13 protein-coding genes are annotated in these 21,082 nt (G+C 59.6%); 5 read left to right on the top strand and 8 right to left on the bottom strand.

Annotated elements, in window-relative coordinates; translation table 11 throughout:
* Positions 1-250: 250 nt before the first annotated feature.
* The 6 genes from F8A88_RS00270 to aprB form a co-directional block, all read right to left on the bottom strand.
* Positions 251-907, bottom strand: a complete 657-nt coding sequence (locus tag F8A88_RS00270; RefSeq protein ID WP_151148942.1) for a hypothetical protein — start codon at positions 905-907, stop codon at positions 251-253.
* Between the two features lie 52 nt (positions 908-959).
* Entirely contained in the window at positions 960-2,231 is a 1,272-nt protein-coding gene (gene qmoC, locus F8A88_RS00265) for a quinone-interacting membrane-bound oxidoreductase complex subunit QmoC (protein WP_151148941.1), read from the bottom strand.
* A gap of 12 nt (positions 2,232-2,243) precedes the next feature.
* The gene (locus F8A88_RS00260; protein ID WP_151148940.1) at positions 2,244-4,517 is read right to left on the bottom strand and encodes a hydrogenase iron-sulfur subunit; all 2,274 of its coding nucleotides are present in this window, start codon (positions 4,515-4,517) and stop codon (positions 2,244-2,246) included.
* Positions 4,518-4,523: 6 nt separating this feature from the next.
* Positions 4,524-5,771 carry a CoB--CoM heterodisulfide reductase iron-sulfur subunit A family protein gene (locus F8A88_RS00255; RefSeq protein WP_151148939.1) on the bottom strand — a complete coding sequence of 416 codons (1,248 nt, stop codon included), beginning with the start codon at positions 5,769-5,771 and terminating at the stop codon, positions 4,524-4,526.
* 161 nt (positions 5,772-5,932) lie between these two features.
* The gene (gene aprA, locus F8A88_RS00250; RefSeq protein ID WP_151148938.1) at positions 5,933-7,927 is read right to left on the bottom strand and encodes an adenylyl-sulfate reductase subunit alpha; all 1,995 of its coding nucleotides are present in this window, start codon (positions 7,925-7,927) and stop codon (positions 5,933-5,935) included.
* Positions 7,928-7,993: 66 nt separating this feature from the next.
* Complete coding sequence (aprB, locus tag F8A88_RS00245) at positions 7,994-8,488, bottom strand: adenylyl-sulfate reductase subunit beta (protein WP_151148937.1); 495 nt, start codon at positions 8,486-8,488, stop codon at positions 7,994-7,996.
* Positions 8,489-9,106: 618 nt separating this feature from the next.
* Here aprB and sat point away from each other — a divergent pair.
* The 5 genes from sat to F8A88_RS00220 all read left to right on the top strand — a co-directional run bounded on the left by sat (position 9,107) and on the right by F8A88_RS00220 (position 16,301).
* A complete protein-coding gene (gene sat / locus F8A88_RS00240) occupies positions 9,107-10,378 on the top strand; it encodes a sulfate adenylyltransferase (protein WP_151148936.1) in 1,272 nt (423 codons plus the stop codon).
* A gap of 161 nt (positions 10,379-10,539) precedes the next feature.
* Entirely contained in the window at positions 10,540-12,150 is a 1,611-nt protein-coding gene (locus F8A88_RS00235) for a chorismate mutase (RefSeq protein WP_151148935.1), read from the top strand.
* On the top strand, positions 12,116-12,427 hold the full coding sequence (locus tag F8A88_RS00230) for a hypothetical protein (RefSeq protein ID WP_151148934.1): 312 nt from the start codon (positions 12,116-12,118) through the stop codon (positions 12,425-12,427). The genes F8A88_RS00235 and F8A88_RS00230 overlap by 35 nt, the downstream gene beginning before the upstream one ends.
* Before the next feature lie 22 nt (positions 12,428-12,449).
* Entirely contained in the window at positions 12,450-14,378 is a 1,929-nt protein-coding gene (locus F8A88_RS00225) for an aconitate hydratase (RefSeq protein WP_151148933.1), read from the top strand.
* A gap of 27 nt (positions 14,379-14,405) precedes the next feature.
* Positions 14,406-16,301, top strand: a complete 1,896-nt coding sequence (locus F8A88_RS00220; RefSeq protein ID WP_151148932.1) for a SurA N-terminal domain-containing protein — start codon at positions 14,406-14,408, stop codon at positions 16,299-16,301.
* A gap of 98 nt (positions 16,302-16,399) precedes the next feature.
* On the opposite strand, the gene F8A88_RS00215 is transcribed toward F8A88_RS00220, so the two are convergent.
* Both F8A88_RS00215 and gdhA read right to left on the bottom strand, forming a co-directional pair.
* Entirely contained in the window at positions 16,400-19,357 is a 2,958-nt protein-coding gene (locus tag F8A88_RS00215; protein WP_151148931.1) for a PEP/pyruvate-binding domain-containing protein, read from the bottom strand.
* A 91-nt stretch (positions 19,358-19,448) separates the two neighbouring features.
* Positions 19,449-20,795 (bottom strand): NADP-specific glutamate dehydrogenase, encoded by a 1,347-nt coding sequence (gene gdhA, locus F8A88_RS00210; RefSeq protein WP_151148930.1) that lies wholly within the window; start codon positions 20,793-20,795, stop codon positions 19,449-19,451.
* Positions 20,796-21,082: the final 287 nt, after the last annotated feature.

The raw sequence follows: 21,082 nt of genomic DNA, 5'->3' as shown, positions 1-21,082 counted from the left end.
TCTCTCTCCAGTAGTGTTCACGGATGTCGTTTGACGACATTCCTATCACCATCCGTCCAATGTTGGCAAAAAAGAGGTCAGGGACGAGGTTGCCCCCGCCCACCGACACGAACAGGGCGCATTCGAAACGTACTTCCGGCAGCAGGAGAAAAGTACGCTCGGGCGGATGAACCCAAAAAAGGCCCCCCGTCCCGAGGGACGGAGGGCCTTGCAATCACAAGTCTGCGCCGAAGCGCATCCCGGATGTCGACTACCAGTCGGAGTCGGCAAACGGGTTGGAACCGAAACCGAAGTCGGCTTCGGGTTCACCGCCGGTGTCCGGAGAGTCGCCGGAAGCGCCTCCGCCCTCGGCCGGTGCTGCTGCACCGTCACCGGCAACGCCGGCAACCACGACACCTTCCTTCTTGACCTTTTCCACTTCGGCCAGAAGGTCGTTGAGCTTCTTGATGTGCTCGTCGATCTTGGTGTTGGAGCTCATGATGGCCTTTTCAGCGCCCTTGGAGGCGTCGTCAAAGGTCTTGACCTTGGCCTTGAGGTCCGCGACCTCCTTGGTCAGGGCCTTGTTGGCGTCTTCGGCCTTGGCGGCGGCATCCTGCGCGCCGGCAAGGTCGGCCTTCATGGCGGCGAAGGCTTCCAGCACGGCCTGTGCCTGTTCGGGCGCGGCCATGGGAACGATCTTCACCTGATTGCCCAGCTTGCCAAGATCGCCTTCGGCGTACTTGGTCAGGGCGGGCTCGGTTTCATAGATGTGCGCCTTCACCAGGGCCTGAGCCAGGGGCGCGGCGTCCGCGTCCACGGCTTCCACCTGCAGCACGAATGCCAGCATGTCGAGCTGAGCCACGTCAGCAGATTGGCCGCGAAGGACGGACACAAAGGTGTTCATCGGGAAAACTTTGGATTCAGCCATTTTATTCCTCCTTGAAGAGAACAAGCTTATCGTATTTCCTACCCATGCAGCCTTACTTCGCGGCGCCCATGGGGATACGTCCGATTGTCTTGGCATAGGAAAGTGCCACGGTCCTGTACACGAGGTGGCCCAGCTTGGACCAGGGCAGGTATGCCAACAGCATGAACACTGCCACCAGATGCAGGAAGTACGTGGGGTATGCCAGATACTTGATGTTCACCAGCCGGAAGATCTCCGCACCGATGCCGGTCAGGGCGATGGTCCAGATCACGTACAGCAGGTACCAGTCATAGAAGTTGGAACCCTGCTTTTCCGGGTCCAGGCCCTGACGGCGCCTGGTCAGCTGCATCAGGCCGTAGACCAGCATCACGGCGCCCACGTTGGCGGCCACCTTGACGACGCTATGCTGCGGCATGGGCGTGGAACCCAGCAGCGCGATGAACTTGGAGAACGGATCGTCCAGTCCCAGAACATGTTCCAGGAACCACGCGCCGAACCAGTGGCCCGTGGCCACGATGCCGGTCACCACCATGAGGATGATGAAGGCGTACATGACCATTTTATGGCCGAAGGCGCGCTTCTTGTCTGCCTCGTCCTCACCGCAGTCGTTGAACTGGGAGTGCTGCAGCACCTCGTGCTTGAGGGTGTCGATGAAGGCAGCGATCATGCCGGGCTTTTCAGTCCCGCTCAGATCAAAGGTTTTCGGACCTTCCTTCAGTCCCTTGAGCAGGTTCTGCACGCCCAGGTAGAAGCATACCAGCATGAAGGCGAACGCGGCTCCGAAGATCGGGTCGATAAAGTAATCGCCCGGGAACAGGCCGCCGTAGATGACTTTGCCGTCGGCGACGACATCCCATGCGCCGTGTTCGGCGCCGGCCGCAAACAGCGGGAACGCGGTGCCGAACTTGGCTGCCTGGGCGATCCAGATGGTCAGGTAAATGACCGCCGGAACCAGTGCGAGCATGAGCACGCCACCGAAGTTGGACATGAGTTTTCCGATGAATCCCAGCGGAGCCAGCTGACGGTAGGCCATGTTCCGCAGGGCGGCCAGCAGGTCGCCCGGCTTTGCGCCGCGGGGGCACAGGTCGGAACAGGTTCCGCAGTTGTGGCAGAGCCAGATATCGATATCGTTGACCAGGCGGTCCTTAAGTCCCCACTGTGCCCAGACCATCTCCTTGCGGGGATAGGGGTTGTCAGCGGGAGACAGGGGACAGACGACACTACAGGTCGCGCACTGGTAGCATTTCTTGAGGGACTCCCCTCCAACAGACTGCAATTCTTTAACGAATTTCAGGTCCGGTTGTACCCTGACGTTGTTCGACATGGTCCATACCTCCTAGTAGCCCTTGAAGGGGTTGGGGCCGAAGTTGTTGGTGATGTTGTCGACAAAGTCGGCGATCAGAGACGGTACCTTGTCATACTCGTCAATGCTCAGCTCGTACTGTTCGACACGCTCGGGTTCGACACCCAGGCGGCCAAGGGATTCGGCAATGTTTTCCTTGCGGCGACTGCACAGCTCGGAACCCTTCATGAAGTGGCACTGGTAGTCATCACCATACTTGCAGCCAAGCAGCATCACGCCGTCAACACCCTTACTCATGGCGTCAGCGACCCAGATGGCATTGACCGAACCGAGGCAACGCACGGGCAGGAAGCGGACATACGGGCTCCAGCCCTTGCCGCGCATGGCGGCCATGTCCAGAGCCGGGTAGGCGTCGTTCTCACAGGCCAGCACGATGATGCGCGGGCCGCCCTCTTCGAGGGTATCGGGAACCTTGACTTCCTTGATGGCGGAACCGATCTGGTCGATATTGTAGTTGTCGAAGGAGATGACGCGCTCGGGACAGGCACCCATGCAGGTACCGCAACGGCGGCAACGCGTGGGATTCGGCTTCGGCGTACCCTTCTCGTCATCGTCCAGCGCGCCGAACGGGCATTCCTCGGTGCAGCGTTTGCACTGGGTGCAACGCATGAAGTTGAACACCGGGAAGCTCAGGTCGCCGGAACGCGGGTGCACGGAAACGCCGTGGTTGGCGGATTCGATGCACTGCACGGCTTTGAGCGTTGCGCCTGCCGCGTCTTCGCGGGCAAGGCCAAGACCCATGGGCTGGCGCACGGTTCCCGCTGCGTACACGCCGGTACGGCGGGTTTCATACGGGAAGCACACGTAGTTGGAATCCGCGAACCCGTCGAAGAGTTCCAGATCCGGGAAGGCCGGACCCTGGCGGTACACCAGGTTGATGGTCGGGTCGGCAGCGGTGGTGGGCACCATGGCCGTGGGCAGCACGACCATGTCGGCCACGATTTCCACGTTGTCGCCCAGCAGGGTGTTCTTGGCCACCACGACGACCGAGCCGCCGTTTTCCTTGACCTCGACCACGTCCGCCTTGGAGAGCATGACGGCCGGGTTGTCCTGGGCAGCCTTGTAGTACTGCTCGTTGATGCCCGGAACCATCATGTGATCATACAGGATGTAGGCCACGCCGCCTGCGTCGGCAACGTAGTTGGCCTGCTTGAGGGCCACCAGCGAAGTCAGCTCGGAGCTGTAGGCCAGGTGCTTGGCGGATTCCTTGTCCGGATAGACAAAGGAGTCCTCTTCCTCGCCCTCTTCGCCTTCGGCCTTTTCCTCTTCAGGCAGTTCCTCAACGGGTGCGCATACGGCGCCCGCTTCATAGGAGACGTCTTCCATGAACTTGGCCGGGTCGCAGATGAAACAGACCGTCTGCGGAGCCTTGCCGTCGGAAGGACGCTTGATGCCGCCGTTGGATGCCATGGTCTCGAGTTCGGCCGTGGTGATCACGTCCTTGATCGTGCCATAGCCCAGCGGGGCCAGATAATTGGCGTCGCCCGGAACCCAGCCCGTGGCCAGAACAACGGAACCGATTCCCATGGAATCGCCGTTGCTCAGGGTCAGGGTGTAGGAACCCGGAGCGCCTTCGATGGTCTTGACCGTGGTACCGGTGTAGACCTTGATCTTGTCGTTGCCGGTCACTTCGGCGATAAGCGCCTCGAGACCGGTTTCCTGGCTCTGGTCATACGGGTATGCCAGCGGGAAGGACTTCAGGAAATTGGCAGCCTTGCCGCCCAGCTTGTCTTCCTTTTCCACCAGAACCACGTCATAACCGAGGCCGGCGGCGTTCTTGGCGGCGTTCAGACCGGTGAAGCCACCGCCCATGACCAGGATGGTCTTGTTGGTTTCTGCAACTTCCGGATCGGGGTTGTTGCTCTTGGTCAACTTGGAAATGCCCATATTGATGTAGTCTTTGGCAATGACTTCCATCTGGCCGGGCATTTTCTTGTCGTCCTGGAAGGACCAGACACAGTGTTCGCGCAGGTTCACGCGTTCCACCTGGGTCTTGCCGAATCCGAAGACGTCCCACTTGACACGCGGAGAACAGGCGCAGCAGACCACACCGTCGAGCTCATGCTCGGCAATGTCGGCCTCAATGGCGGCTTTGCCTTCCGGGCTGCACAGCACCGGATTGGCCTTGGCCACCTTGACAACGGCGGAATGCTTGCCGTTCTGGGCGAACTCAGCCAGGGCGTCGACATCGAGATTGGCCCCGATGTCACAGCCTCCGCAGATATATACACCAAGCTTTTCAGCCATCTTTAACTACCTCCCAACAACGGTTTGAATCGCTTTCATCGCGGCTCCGGTGCCGGACTGGGCGCTCTTCATGACGTCGAGCGGCTGCTTGGCGCAACCAGCGGCGATAAAGCCCTGCTCGTCTCCACCCACAACGAATCCTTCCTCGTCCATGGGCGCGCCTGCAGGCACCTGCTGGCCAGCAACGCTCGGCTGCATGCCGGTGGCCAGAACGACCATGTCGAACTGCTCGTCGGTCTTGATGCCCGTAACGGCGTTCTCCACGGTCACCACGGGATTCTTGGCCGAATCCTCGACGATCTCGGCAACCTTGCCCTTGACCAGGACAAGCTTGGGATCGTTCACGGTCAGGGCCTTGAATTTCTCGTAGCGGCCCGGGGTGCGCAGATCGATGTAATATACGGTGATCTGTGCGTCCGGATACTGGTCGCGCAGGTAGCGCACATGCTTCAGGGAAGCCATGCAGCAGATGTAGGAGCAGTAGTTGAGATGGTTCTGGTCGCGGGAACCGGCGCACTGCACAAAGGCGATGCGTTTGGGCTCGGCCTTGTCCGAAGGACGAAGGATCTTCCCGTTGGTCGGTCCGTTGGGAGCGGCCAGACGCTCGAACTGCATGTTGGAAACAACGTTGGCCAGCGTGCCGCCGCCCAGATTTTCCAGATTGGAAAGATCATAGGGCTTCCAGCCGGTGGCCCAGATGACGGAGCCAACGCTCAGGTCGAACACCTTGCCGGTGTCTTCCAGATCGATGGCGTCGTAGCTGCAGGCAGCCTTGATCTGCTCCAGCTCGGAAGCGTCGCAGAGGTCCTTGTCCAGCACGTAACGCTGGGGGAAGGCGAACGGATGGGTGATGTACGCAGCCTTGCGCTTGCCCATGCCGAATTCGAATTCGCTTTCCACCTTGGTACTGGCAGCCTTGGCACATTCGCCGCAGGCAGTACATTTTTCATTGATGTACCGGGGACGCTGCCGGATCTTCACATCGAAATTGCCCGGAGTACCGGAAACGGACTCCACCTCGGCCATGGTGTAAACCTTGACCTTCGGATTCTTCTTTATGCGCTGGAACTGGATTTCCAGGCCGCAGGAGGGCGGACACATCTTCGGGAAATAATGCTTGAGCTGCGCCACCCTGCCACCGAGGTAGGGATTGGTTTCAATGATGTAAACCTCGTGCCCGACTTCGGCGGCCTCGAGGGCGGCGGTGATTCCGGCGAATCCTCCGCCTACAACGAGAATACTGTTATTCGACATTCTCACACTCCTCCCTAATGATTTGAGGCTCAGCCAACAAAATGGCCTAAACCCGGACTGGACGCCGGCATCTGTTCCAGCCCGGATTCAGACCATTTTCACCAGGTCTGAGAAAGAAGGGCGGCCGCGGAAAGCCCGCGGCCGCCCGGATAATCAATCCCTTAGTCGGGGATGATCTGGTAGTACGAACGCTTGAAGATCTTGGTCTCTTCAGTTTCCGGATCGTACACGGAGTTGCAGAAGCACTTCCACTTGCTGTCATCCAGGCCCATGAAGTCGCCGCGATAGTAGAAGCCCGGGTAACGGGATTCTTCACGGAACTCGATGTGCTGCATGTGCAGGCGCACAGTCCACAGGCGGTGGAACTGTTCCCAGCAACGCATCAGTTCGTGCAGGTCGCGAGCGGCCAGGTTCTTGGAGTCTTCTTCCAGCATGCCGAGCAGCCAGAAGCCGGTGTTCAGCAGAGCCTTGGAGGTCATGTACAGGGTAGCAACACCACCACCGTATTCGTCGGTGGCCTTGATCAGGCGCATCATGAAGTTGTGCGGGGTGATGTAGTTCGGGTTGACGACCGGGTCGGTGGAAATGGCAGCGCCAGCCTTGTAGGTTTCCCACGGCTGGTAGATTTCCTTGGCCAGGTCGGCAGCGGTTTCCTTCAGGGTCGGCTTGAAGTCCTTGTGGTCAACAACCCAACGGACCATCTGCTTACCGACGATGCGGCCTTCAGCATGGGAACCGGAGGAGAACTTGTGACCGGAGGCGCCAACGCCGTCCGCGCAGGTCCACAGGCCGTTCACGGTGGTCATACGGTTGTAGACCTTGCCGTTGTCAGCCTTGACCTTGTATTCATCAGGAACCCAAGACTCGTCCGGACCGGAAGTCCAGATACCGCAGCAACCGGAGTGGGAACCCAGGAGGTACGGCTCGGTGGGCATGATTTCGGAACCACGGTCTTCAGGAGCGCAGTTGGTGGCGGCCCAGAGGTTCGCCTGGCCAACGCACATGTCCAGGAAGTCTTCCCAGGCTTCGGACTCGAGGTGCTTCCACTCGGGGCTGGTCAGGTCACCGTTGACGGTGTTCAGCAGAGCGGTTTTGGTGTCCATGTAGATCGGACCACGACCTTCGCGCATTTCGCGAAGCATCATGTGGTTACGCAGGCAGGTCGGGATGATGTGACCCTTGGCGTAGCCGCGATCTTCGTAGGGCTTCAGCATGGCGCGGTTGGTTTCGCAGTAGTCTTCGCCCTTGTAGTTGGTGGCTTTGGCCTTGAAGAGCAGGAACCATGCGCCAACCGGACCGTAACCGTCCTTGAAGCGGGCGGGGACGAAGCGGTTTTCCATCATGGTCATTTCTGCGCCGACCTGAGCACACATGGTGTAGGTGGAACCAGCGTTCCAGACCGGGTACCATGCACGACCCATACCTTCACCGGTGGAGCGGGGACGATAAACGTTCACAGCACCACCGCAGGCAACGACAGCAGCGTTGCAGCGATACAGGTAGACTTTGTTTTCGCGGGTGGAGAAACCAACGGCACCGGCGATGCGGTTGGGCTCGTTGGCGTCCAGCAGCATCTTAACGATGAAGACGCGCTCGATGTAACGTTCTTCGCCCAGGGCGTTCTTGGCGGCTTCAGCAACGATGCACTTGTAGGACTCACCGTTGATCATGATCTGCCAGCGGCCGGAGCGGACCGGAGCGTCGCCGTTGCGGATAGCCAGTCCTTCGGACTTGGCCTTGGCACCGTCGAGGTTCTTGCCGTCCTTCTTGACCCAAACGGGGAGACCCCATTCTTCGAACAGATGGACGGAATCGTCGACGTGGCGGCCGAGGTCGAAAATCAGGTCTTCGCGGACCAGACCCATGAGGTCGGTGCGGACCATGCGGACGTAATCGTCAACGTCGTTTTCGCCGCAGTAGGTGTTGATGGCGGAAAGGCCCTGCGCAACAGCGCCGGAACGCTCGAGAGCAGCCTTATCAACCAGCATCAGGCTGATGGACGGGTCGACCTTTTCGATCCAGCGAGCAGCTTCGAAAGCGGCGCCGCAGTTACCCATTCCACCGCCGACCATGAGAATATCGACGTCTTGTTCGATCACTTCGGGTTCGGCCAGGGCCACACCCTTGGGAGCTTCTTTGGTGGGAAGCAGAGGCATAGTTTCCTCCTAGTGTTAGGTTCAGTTCAAACCAATTCTCAAAGAAATGAAGTTCTCAAAAGGCAATTAGCCTTCGAGTTCGCCAGCCTTCCAGACGCGAGTCATGTCAGCTTCGGTCACTTCATACTTCTTGCCGAGGGCTTCCTTGGGAGCGACGAGTTCGGTCTCGGTGAACAGCAGTTCGTTGTCGAGATCGGTCGGCTCGGGCTTGCCTTCGAAAGGCTTGATGGAACCTTCGGGAGTGGTGCGGATGGGGAACTTGAACCGCTTCACATTGCCACTACGGAACTTGATGGTCCACATGATGTCTTCAGCGGAACGCATGGGGATGGAGGTACCGCCCATGGGAGCGAAGTCAGCATAGGGACGTGCTTCGATGGCACCCTGCGGACAAATTTTCACGCAGGAGTAGCATTCCCAACATGCGGAAGGCTCCTGGTTGTATGCCTTCATTTCATCGGCATCCAGGATCATCAGGTCGTTGGGGCAAATGTACATGCAAGCGGTCTTTTCGCCACCCTTGCAGCCGTCACATTTTTCCGGGTTAACAAAGGTCGGCATAACTTCTCCTCCTAAAGGGTTTATTAATGAAAACAATTACCGACATCCTCTACCAAAATAGGCATCCACCCAAAAGTAGGTGGAAATTGCGAATTAGCAAGACGACTCCGCGATGTCAACGAGAAAGTGAATTTTTGAACAAGCATGGTAAACCCAGCCTGCACAGGGGCTTTTTTCGCCCGAAAACCCGCGCCGATCGGTGAAATCAATTATCGGACGGGCCACTTTCAGCCATAGCGGCTCGCTGTCAAATCGCGTTGAAAACAGTAGAGCAAGACCATGATTGTTCGCAACCCTTTTTTCGGATCATTAACGAAATATAATCCTAAAACACATAAGTCACCGATTTTACTGACAATTATAAAAAAACCATCCTGGCCATTTTCTAGACTTTGTGCAGAAAATCTCTAAGTATCCCGGCGGTTAATTTTATGAATGATTTCAAGCTCTGAAGCTTCTTATTTTTGGGCTTGACACAGCTTTCACAAACTGCAACAAAAGTTTCCCCATGCTAGGTGTGAATCATGTACGGTTCCACGGAATCAACCGGATACCCTGCATGAATATGTTTCAGGTTATATTAACCTACTTAAAATCAGAGTGTTAGGAGGCTTACACATGTCCAAACTGGTACCCCCCCATGGTGGAAAAGGTCTCGTCTGCTGCCTGCTCGAAGGCGCTGAGCGCGATGCTGAACTCAAGAAGGCCGAAGGCCTGAAAACCCTCGAAATTTCCAACCGCGCCAAGGGCGACCTGATCATGATGGGCATCGGCGGCTTCTCTCCGCTGGATGGTTTCATGACCAAGGCCGACTGGAAAGGCGTTTGTGAAAAGTTCCTCATGGCCGACGGCACCTTCTGGCCCGTCCCGGTCACCCTGGACACCGATGACGAAGCCGTGAAAGAAGGCGACGAAATCGCACTGAAGGGCCAGGACGGCGTTATCTACGCCACCATGAAGGTCACTGAAAAGTTCGAAATGACCGAAGCCGACAAGAAGTGGGAATCCGAAATGGTCTACAAGGGCGAAGGCGAAGACTCTCAGGGAGACTTCATGAAGATCGCTCTCGAAGATCACCCGGGCGTCCAGATGGTCATGGCCCAGGGCAAGTACAACATCGCCGGTCCGGTCAAGGTCCTTTCCGAAGGCGACTACGCTGACCGCTTCCCGGGCGTCTACCTGACCCCCAAGCAGATCCGCGACGAAATGGAAAAGCGCGGCTGGGCCAACGTTGCCGCTCTGCAGCTGCGTAACCCCATGCACCGCTCCCACGAATTCCTGGCCAAGATCGCCATCGAAGTCTGTGACGGTTGCGTGATCCACTCCCTGATCGGTAACCTGAAGCCGGGCGACATCCCGGGTGACGTCCGCATCAAGTGCATCCAGACCCTCATCGACAACTACTTCGTGGCCGATAACGTCATCAACGCCGGCTACCCGCTGGACATGCGTTACGCCGGTCCCCGCGAAGGCCTGCTGCACGCCACCTTCCGCCAGAACTACGGCATCAACAACATGCTGATCGGCCGCGACCACGCTGGCGTGGGCGACTTCTACGGCCTGTTTGAAGCCCAGGACATCTTCGATCGCATTCCCGCTCCGGCTGGCGAAGGCAAGGCTCTGCTCTGCAAGCCCATGAAGATCGACTGGACCTTCTACTGCTACCGTTGTGACGGCATGGCCTCCATGCGCACCTGCCCGCACACCAAGGAAGACCGCGTCATCCTTTCCGGCACCAAGCTGCGCAAGGCCCTTTCCGAAGGCGCCGAGGTTCCCGATCACTTCGGTCGTGACGAAGTGCTCGTGCTCCTGCGCGAATACTATGAAGGCCTGACCGAAAAGGTCGAGGTCAAGATGCAGAAGGCCGCTTCCGGCCAGGACATGAAGTAAGCACGGCTTACCTCAGCATCGATGATTCGAGGGGGGCGGCCTGTGCCGTCCCCCTTTTTTACCCTTGAACACAATGCTTGCCACGCGGACGGATTCCGGCTACACGAAATTCCCCTTCCCTCAGGGAAATCACATTTCATAGGAAAGAAACGGTAAGAAACATGCCCAAAGAATCCCCCGCAAGGCCCGGCAAGACCGCGGCCGTCAAGGAAAAACGTTTTCTCGAAATTTCCGGCATTGACCGGGAGCTCCTGCACCTCATCAGCCGCCGGGCCGAACTGCTCCGGCGCGAAGGCTCCTGGCGCCGATCCAAAAACATGTCCAAAGTGGACCCGCAACTGGAAAAGAACCTGCGTGCCTCCTGGGAAAAAGCCGGAGAAGGCCTCGGCCTCGACCCCCGGCTTTCCCGCCAGGTTTTCGGGCTTGTCAACCAGTTCGCACTGCAAGCCGGCAAATCCTCGGACACAGGCAATTCATACAATCTCGCCCCGGGCCGCGAACCGGCCAACGCGCGCATTGAAGGTCCGCGCTCCCGCCGCCTGAGCCGCATGTGGGCAATCATGGCCGCATCCGCAGGCCAGGAACTGAGCCTCAAGAACGTGCCGGATTCCGGCCCGGTCAAAGACTTTGCCAAAGCGCTGATGCAGGCCGGAGCCCCCAACCAATGGGACGGCTCCACCTTTGAACTGCCTGCCTGCGAGGGCCTGCAATTCGAAAATGCCATGATTTTCGCCGGAGACGACCCGGTCAATTTCTACCTGTTGCTGGCTTTTGCCCTCGGCCACATGGGCCGCTCCAAATTCACGGGCCAGCCCGCGCTGCAGATGCTCGACCTTGCGCCGCTGAACAAAATGCTGCCCAAGATCGGCGCACGCCTTGCGGCCATGAACCCCAACAATCCCGGCCTGCCGGTGCGTCTGGAAAGCGGCGGCCCCATGGACGAGGAAATCGACCTGCCCGCAGGGGTCGACGCGGAATTTGCCGGTGCGCTGGCATTGGCAGCATGGAGTTTCCCGGGCGGACTGACCATCAAGTCCATCCCGGCACATGCCCGGCCCGCCGTGGCCGACGCGGTCAGCGTGCTCAATGCCTGCGGCATCGAAGCCAGCCTCGAAAAAAGCACCTGCACGGTTTCGGACGGCATCCCCGAGGTGCCGCAATCCCCGCGCCTGTCGCTGGATGTGGAACTGGCCTCCGCCCTGCTGGCCCTGCCCGCCTTCAGCAACGGCTCGGTAACGGTCAATGGCGACTGGCCCGAATCGGACATGGGCCGCATCGTGCTGCAGGACCTCGAAGCCATGGGCATCGAATTCACCACCGGACTCGGCTGCATCACGGCGACGTACGTCGGCCCGAGGCAGGACGCTGCCGTGACCATGGGCGTATATCCCGGACTGTATCCGCTGGCCCTGGCCCTCGGTCTCAAGCGCGGCACGGCCTCGCTGGAAGGCACGGTGCCGGACGTGGCCGTGGAACTGCTGGACCGCATGGAAGCCGATTACGAGATCACGGAAGACAGAACCCTGATCCTGAACGGCGGCGAGCTGGAATGGGAAGGCTCCTGGTGCAGCCCGGACGTCCGCTGGACCCTGGCCTGTGCGCTCATCGCCTACGTCCGGCCCCACATCGGGCTGGAAAACCACGGCGAACTGACCGTGATCTGGCCCCAATTCTGGAATTTCTACAACACCCTTCCCACGGGCCGCATGAAGCCGCGGCCTTCCAAGGAGGAACCCAATGACGTGCGAAGACGCATCAAAGTCCGTTCCTGAGAGCGCACAGCTCTCCGACGACATACATGTTCTTGAAGCGGAAATTGCAACGCTCACCCTTGAGGTGGAGCGGACCAAGCAACGCATCAGGGACCTGATGGCAGACGAAGACCCGGTCGCCGGTATTTCCCACCATCAGGACATCTTTCAGGCGCAGCAGGACAAGCTGCGCATGGAGGTGGAGGTCAAGTTTCGGCAAAACAAGATCAATCGTATCCGCCTCGGCGTAGATGCCGGAGATGTCCAGGGAGCCCCCGCGGACGGATTCCTGTTCTAACCGGACAAATTCAGGAGTGCACATGGGCAAGAACATTACCCAGAAAATCATCAAGGCCCACCTGCTGGGGGGACAGACCGTCCCCGGGCAGGAGATAGACCTGCGCATCGACCAGACCCTGACGCAGGACGCCACCGGAACCATGGCCTATCTCCAGTTCGAGGCCATCGGCCTGGACCGGGTGCGCACCGACCTTTCGGTGAGCTACGTGGACCACAACACCCTGCAGATGGGTTTCCGCAACCCGGACGACCACCGCTATCTGCGCACCGTGGCCCAACGCTACGGCGTTGTCTTTTCGCCCCCGGGCACGGGCATCTGCCATCAGCTGCATCTGGAGAACTTCGGCAAGCCCGGCACCACGTTGATCGGCTCGGACTCGCACACGCCCACGGCGGGCGGCATCGGTGCGCTGGCCATGGGCGCGGGCGGCCTTTCGGTTGCGCTGGCCATGGCGGGCGAGCCCTATTCCATTCCCATGCCCAAGGTGGTCAAGGTCAACCTGACCGGCCGACTTCAGGGCTGGGCCGCCGCCAAAGACGTGATCCTGCACCTGCTGGGCCTGCTCACGGTCAAGGGCGGCGTGGGCAAGGTCTTTGAATACGCGGGACCGGGCGTGGCCACCCTGACGGTTCCGGAACGCGCCACCATCACCAACATGGGCGCAGAACTCGGTGCCACCACCTCCATCTTCCCCAGCGACGCACAGACCGAACGGTTCATGAAACAGATGGGCCGTCCGCAGGATTTCGTGGAACTGGTGGCGGACGAAGACGCCCAATACGACGAAGTCGTGGACATCGACCTTTCCGCGCTGGAGCCGCTGGTGGCCCAGCCGCACATGCCGGACCAGGTGGTGCCCGTGCGCGAACTGGCCGGGCTCAAGATCGACCAGTGCGCCATCGGTTCCTGCACCAACTCGTCCTATTCGGACCTCAAGACCACGGCGCTGATCCTCAAGGACAAGCGCATTCCCGTGGAAACGGACGTGCTCGTCTCACCCGGCTCCAAACAGGTGGTCAAGATGCTGGCCGCGGAAAACCTCATCGAACCGCTGCTGGATGCGGGCGCCCGGCTCATGGAGTGTACCTGCGGCCCGTGCATCGGCATGGGCGGCTCGCCTGTTTCGGCTGGCGTGAGCGTGCGCACCTTCAACCGCAACTTCGAAGGGCGCAGCGGCACGCAGGACGCGAAAATATATCTGGCATCGGCCGAAACCGCGGCCCGGCTGGCCCTTGACGGCCAGTTCACGGACCCGGCCACATGGGGCGAGCGGCCCGAACGCGTGGAACTGCCCGAAAGCGTGCCTTCCATTCGCGACCTGTTCCTGTTCCCGCCCGAAGACGGATCGGACGTGGACGTGGTGCGCGGGCCGAACATCGTGGCCCTGGAACGGTTCGAAGCCCTGCCGGATACCATTGAGGCGGACGTGCTGCTCAAGGTGGAGGACAACATCACCACCGACCACATCCTGCCCGCGGGTCCGCAAATCACGGCCCTGCGCTCCAACATCCCGGCCATCAGCGAATACATCTTCTCCCGCGTGGACGAAGGATTCGTGCCGCGCATGAAGGAAGCGGGCAAGGGCGTCATCCTCGGCGGAGAAAACTACGGTCAGGGCTCCAGCCGCGAACACGCCGCACTCGGTCCCCGGCACCTCGGGGTCAAGGCCGTGCTGGTCAAGTCCCTGGCGCGCATTCACCGGGCCAACCTCGTGAACTTCGGCATCCTGCCGCTGCTGCTGGAAAACCCGGACGACTACGACCTGCTGAAGCAGGGAACCACCCTGACCATCCCGGCCAGGGACATCAAGCCGGGCCAGTCCGTGGACCTGACCACGGACTCGGGGCACATGGTCCGGGCAATAAATGATTTGACCGAAAAAGAACTTGAGATTATCCAATCAGGTGGTCTGTTGAACGCGGTTCGGGACAGACAATCCCGCCAATAACCGCAAAAACTCGCAATCGGGGTACAAATGCTTGAGATAATGCGTGAAAACGCCCAGAGCTGGATCATCAAGATTCTCTTTGCCATCATCATACTCGCCTTCGTGCTCACCTTCGGGCTGGGCGGGTTCAACGACAAGGGCGATCCCATCGTCGCATACGTGGACGACGATCCCATCTCCCGCGTGGAGTTTGAGACCAAGCTGGCGCGTTTCGTGGAAAACCTGCGCCAAAACAAAAACCTCACGCCCGCGCAGCTGGAAAGCCCGGAGCTCAAGCAGATGGTGCTCAACGACATGATTTCGCGCAGACTGCTGCTGCGCGAGGCCGGCAAGCTGGGCATCACCATCTCCAACGAAGAAGTCTACAAGGCCATCAGTTCCATGCCCGCGTTCTGGAACAAGGACAAGCGCTTCGACAAAGAGCGCTACACTGCCCTGCTGCGCCGCAGCCGCACCACCCCGGAACAGTTCGAGGCGGATTTCCGCCAGAACCTGCTTCAGGGAAAGCTGCAGCGCTTCGTGACCAAGACCGCACAGGGCACCCCGGAACAGGGGCGCGCCATCTACAACTGGCTGCGTGAACAGGCCCGCATCAAATACCTGATCATCAACCCCGAAGACTTCCTTGAAAAAGCCGAAGTCACGGATGAAGCCGTTGCCAAGTTCTATCAGGACAATCTGGACAAATTCCAGAAACCGGCCACGGCCAAATTCGAATACATTGCCTTCACCCCCCGCGAACTGGCTGCGGCCCAGCCCGTTTCCGAGGAGGAACTCAAGGCCTACTATGAGGCGCACAAGGAAAGCTACAAGCAGAAAGAACAGGTCAAGGCGCGCCACATCCTGATAGCGCTTGCGCCCACGGCCACTCCGGCCGAAGTTGAACAAGGGCTGGAACGCATCAAGAAGGTGCTGGCCCAGGCCAAAAAGGGCAAGGACTTCGCCGAGCTGGCCAAGGAATATTCCGAAGGCCCCTCGGCGGCCACGGGCGGCGAACTGGGCTGGTTCGGCCACGGCGCCATGGTGCAGCCCTTTGAAGAAGCGGCGTTTGCCATGAAAAAAGGTGCCATTTCCGAACCGGTACGCACGGATTTCGGCTGGCACATCATCAAGGTGGAAGATCGCAAGGAAAGCCGCCAGCAGGACTTTGACGAGGTCAAGAACCAGCTGCGCGACACCATTGCCGAAGACAAGGCCGCGGACAAAGTCTCCGACCTGCTCGACGAATCCATGGACCGCCTGTTCTCGGGCATGACCCTCAAGGAAATCGCCAAGGAGCTCAAGCTCGACGTTTCCACAACGCCCATGGTCTCCGCACAGCAGGTACAGCAGGTGTTCGGCATGACCGCCGAGGCCGCTGAAGTCCTGTTTGCCGCACCGCTGGCCGAAAAGCCCAAGACCCCGCTGGCCATTGAAGGCGGCTACGTTCTGGCCGAAAAACTCAAGGATGAGCCGTCCGCACCGATCCCCATGGAAACGGTGAAGGACAGCATCCGCAAGAGCCTGCGCGCGCAGGAGGCTGCCGAGCTGGCCCGCAAGCAGGCCGAAGACATTCTTGCCAAGCTCACGGGCGAAGAGGCCATCCCGACGATGGAACGGTACAAATCGTCCATCAAGACCTCGGAAGCGTTCCGCCGACAGGGTCCAATCCCGGCACTGGGACAGAACCAGCAGCTCATTGCCGCAACCTTCAAGGCCGAGGAAAAATCCTGGCTGCCCGAGGTCTACCGCACCCAGGCCGGATTCATCGTGGCCAGCCTTGCCGAACGCATTGCGGCCCCGGCCGATGAATGGGAAAAGGAAAAGGACGCCTGGATCAAGACCGCCACGGACCGCTATTCGCAGGAGATGTTCCAGGCCTATCTTGAAACCCTGCGCGCCGAGGCCTCTATCGAAATCGTTCGCCCGGACCTGCTCAACTAGCTTCCGGCAACACGAAAACAACAGGGCCGCACCATATGGTGCGGCCCTTTTTCATTTCCCTGGCATGCTGTTGCGGCAGCGCGGCAACCGGGCCTTTATCAGTGGCCTGCCAGCATCACGCACCGGGAACTGCGGCCGTCCACCTTGACGGACAGCGGCTTCGGCAGCACCGCACAGGCCACGAATTCACCCGCGTCCTCATGGGGCTGAGCCATGATCCAATCCCAGTCCAGCCGACTGTTCCCGGCTTGCGGCACCATGACGTAATTAATGCCCAGCGTGGTGATGTTGTGAAAGAAATGAGATCCCTGCGACGGCTCCACTTTCAGATTCTCGGCATAGGTCTCCACGATCACGGAAACGCCGGATATGTCGGCCCACTTGACCGGGATGCCCAACCACGGGTCGGACGAGCCCCAGCGCCCCGGGCCGATGAGCAGGTACGGGCGGTTCTGTTCCACCATGCGCCGGTTCACGGCTCCGATCTCGCGGGCCATGCGCTCGGTGTGCGCCGGATCAAACCTGTCCGGCCGCACGTAGACGATTTCGGTGATGTCATCCTTTTCCGCATTGCCCAGCGCATGTTCGGAATAACAGAAGGACCGGGCGACATCGTCCTCGCCGATATCCACACGGTTGAGGGCGGCCAGTGCGCTCATGGGCCGCACCTGCAAAAGAGAAAACACAGGCTTGCGCCCGTCAACGGGCATGTTCACGGCAAATTCCATCTCGACCGGCCCGCCCATGGCCTCCTGCGCCACGGTCAACACATCGTCCAGCACGCGGGCCAGCGGAATGCTCCTGTGCTTGAGCACCGGGGCGAAAAGCATGACCTTGGGGCCGGGAATGGCGGCCGTGTCGCGAACGATGCCCTGATCCGGCAGGTAGGTTGACGCCAGAAGGGAAAGCGGCCCGTCCGGCTCGGCATCGGCCATGTCACGCCGCACCACGTTGGCGCCCTTGCGCACGGACGCGCCCCGTATGCCCGGCATGGCAAGTGAATAGAACGAGGATTGGGCGTTGCGCAGGGCCTCGTCCGTTGTCGGGCACTGCGGCAGCACCTGCGGATGCCGGGGCGAAAAACGCAGGCATTTTTCCCCGTCCACAACGGTCTTGCCCAGCCCCATGGCCACGGTGGCCACGCCGTCCTCGGGCTTCATGCGACCAAAGGGGTAATAGTTGTAGGACTGGGCCACGCCGGACATGGCCGGATAAAAATGGTCATCATGCCGCTCGCCCACAACTTCCTGAATCATCACGCCCATGCGCTCCTCGTCCGTGCGCAGGTTCACACGCCGGGAAAAGGCCTTGGGCGACCGGAAATACGTTGAGGCGAACACCAGCTTGACGGCCTGTTCCAGCCTTTCCAGCCGATATTCGAGATCAGGGTGGTCGTTGGGCAGCATGTAGGTGGAATAGAGCCCGGCATAGGCCTGAAACTGCGCGTCTTCCAGCAGGCTGGACGAACGTACGGACAGCGGATGGCGTATTTCCATGAGATACGCGCCCAGTTGGCGGCGAAGCCAGTCCGGGAAAACTGCCGCCTCGAACAGGCGCACGACCTCATCGTCATCCATGTCGGTTTCGGCCAGATGCCGCAGGCCGTTGAGGTCCACGAATTCGTCAAAACAGGTGGTGGCCAGTGCCAGCGTGCGCGGCGCGGTTATCTCCATGCTGTCCGCATATTTTTCCTGCAGATCCGTGGCCCGCTCCAGCATGGCGAACAAAAAGGCCAGGCCGCGCGCCTTGCCGCCCAGCGACCCGTCGCCGATCTTCATGAAGTCCGTGGCCGGGTCAAAGTCGCGGGGGTTAAAATTGACAACCACGCCCTTCTGGCGCTGCTTGCGGCGCTCATTGATGCGTTCCACCAGAAACTCCCGCAGAGTGGACACATCCTTGAAATCCCCTTCGGTCAGAGGCCGCACCATGCAGGCCAGCCCGAATTCGGTGCGCGCGAAAAACCAGCGGGAAAAATCATTGTGGCGTGCATGGCGCAGGAAAACGTCGTCCGGGATGACACGCATGAGCTTTTCCAGCGCATACAGGCTTGCTGCGCGGGCCATTTCACTGCCGTCCTCGCGGCGGAAGATGAAATCTCCGAACCCGAGCTGGTCGGCCACGAAACGTTTTCCCGCCTCCACCAGCAGGGGTGAATTCTTGTCCACGAAAAATGCCGGAATGGCAGCGGCCTGTTCCGCGTTGGACGGCTCGTTGCTGGCCATAAGCAGGGGAATGTCCCTGCGCCTGTCCTTGATTTCGCGCAGCAGGCGCACACCGGCATCGTCGCACTTTTTACCAGCCAAGGGGAACCGCACGTCCGAAATCACGCCCTGCACGTTTTCGGAATAGGTCTCGAAGAGTTCCATGGCCTGCTCAAACGTCTCCGCCAACAGAATCTTGGGCCGGGCGCGCATGGTCAGCAGGCGATGTTCCTGGTTCAGTCCGTGCTCCAGCACGGACTGGGTCTGGATGACCAGTTCCTTGTACAGGATGGGCAACAGCGAGGACACGTAGCGTGGCGAATCCTCCACAAAAATGATGACCCGAATGCCCGCGCTTCTGGTGTCGAAATCAACGTTCCATGCGTCCTCGCAGGACTTGACCACGGCCACCAGCAACTCCGCGTCGCCGGACCAGACGAAATGGCGGTCGTACCAATCCGGACGGCCTTCGGGAAAACGCACGTCGCGGTGCGTGAGCAGCACCACGGGCATGTCCGGGGCAGCCTTTTTCACGGCACTGGCCGCGTTCACGTCGGCCATGTCCGCGATCTGTGGCATATGGATGACCAGATCAAAGGAACGGCGCTCCAGCTCGCTCAGGGCGTCGTCCACCGAGGAGACCCACGTGAGCCGTGGCGGGTGTGAAAGATTCAACCCGCGATACTCGCTGACAATGCGCTCGGAAAGCTTGCAATCCTCCTCCATGACCCACGCATCATAGGGCGTGGATATGAGCAGGATGTCCCGGACCTTGTGCGCCATGAGCTCGTGATACATGCGAAACTTGGCGTCTGTTCCGCCGCCTATGGAGCAAAAATCCCAACCACGGTTCATGCGGCCGCCTCATGCTTGAAGCGGAGGACGGTTCCCGAACCGTCCTCCGCCATGTTTCAGGATGCCCTGATCATGCCATCAAAATGCGGCCTTAGACAACGCCCTGATCCAGCATGGCGTCCGCCACCTTGACGAACCCGGCGATGTTCGCGCCGTTCATGTAGTTGTAGGGCGTACCGTACTGCTCGGCCGTTTCCATGCAGTTCCTGTGGATGGTCTTCATGATGATGCGCAACCGGTGGTCCACTTCATCGCGGGTCCAGTTGAAACGCATGCTGTTCTGGGTCATTTCCAGCCCGGAGACCGAAACCCCGCCGGCATTGGCGGCCTTGCCCGGCCCATAGAGGATCTTGTTGTCGATGAATATTTCGATTCCTTCAGGCGTGGTGGGCATATTGGCTCCCTCGGAAACCACGAACACGCCGTTGTCGACCAGATTCTGCGCATCTTTCTCGTTGATCTCGTTCTGTGTGGCGCTGGGAAAGGCGCAGTCCGCCTTGTGGTTCCACAGGGGATTGTGGTCCGCGCCCGGGTCCGCCGGAGTATACACGGCCTCGGGATACTGGTCCGCGTACTCCTTGACCCGTCCGCGCCGTACGTTCTTGAGCTGCATGATGAAATCCAGCTTTTCGCGGTCCACGCCCTTCTGGTCGTAAATATAGCCCGATGAATCCGAGAAGGTCACGGGCGTACAACCAAGCTCCAGCAGCTTCTCCATGGTGAACTGGGCCACGTTGCCGGACCCGGACACCAACGCTGTCTTCTTGTCCAGAGAATCGCCACGCGCATCCAGCATTTCCGCAGCGAAATACACGGAACCGTAGCCCGTGGCCTCCGGCCGGATCAGGCTGCCGCCCCAGTTCAACCCCTTGCCCGTGAGCACGCCGGTGAATTCGTTGCGCAACCGCTTGTACATGCCGAAAAGATAGCCTATCTCGCGCGCGCCCACGCCGATGTCCCCGGCCGGAACATCGGTGTTTGCTCCGATGTGGCGCGAAAGCTCGATCATGAAGCTCTGGCAGAAACGCTCCACTTCCATGTCCGACTTGCCCTTGGGGTCAAAATCCGAGCCGCCCTTGCCCCCGCCCATGGGCAGGGTGGTCAGCGCGTTCTTGAATACCTGCTCAAAAGCAAGGAACTTGAGTATGCCCAGATTTACCGAGGGGTGAAAACGCAACCCGCCCTTGTACGGACCGATGGCGCTGTTCATTTCCACGCGGAACCCCCGGTTCACATGCACCTCACCCTGGTCGTCCACCCAGGGCACGCGAAACAGGATGACCCGCTCCGGTTCGATGATCCTGTCCATTATGCCCGCGCTCCGGTACTGGGGATTGCGGTCCAGCACGGGCTTGATGGATTCCACCACCTCGCCCACTGCCTGATGAAATTCACGTTCGTTGGGGTCCCGTTGTCTGATCAGATCCAGGATTTCCATGGAATCGGTCTCCTGCTAGCGCTCTTTTCGTATACACAACCATGCCGATTTTCGGCAGCACCAAACACGTTTGCCTTCCGTCTTTGCGTCAATATGGTTTTTCGTCAACCGTTTTTTCAGAAAAAGGCTATCAAAACAAAATATTGCACGGCCATTTTGTTCAAAACCACGTAGTTGACGACGCGTCCGCCAAAAAGGAATCCTTTTTTGACAAAAACAACACAAAAAGCACAACTCGAAGCAACGAGTTGTGCAAATTTGTAATCTGGAGGGATTAAATTACTGAA

Source organism: Pseudodesulfovibrio senegalensis (genome assembly GCF_008830225.1).
In the GTDB taxonomy this organism is placed as follows: domain Bacteria; phylum Desulfobacterota; class Desulfovibrionia; order Desulfovibrionales; family Desulfovibrionaceae; genus Pseudodesulfovibrio; species Pseudodesulfovibrio senegalensis.
This window is presented reverse-complemented; position numbering and strand designations above follow the sequence as displayed.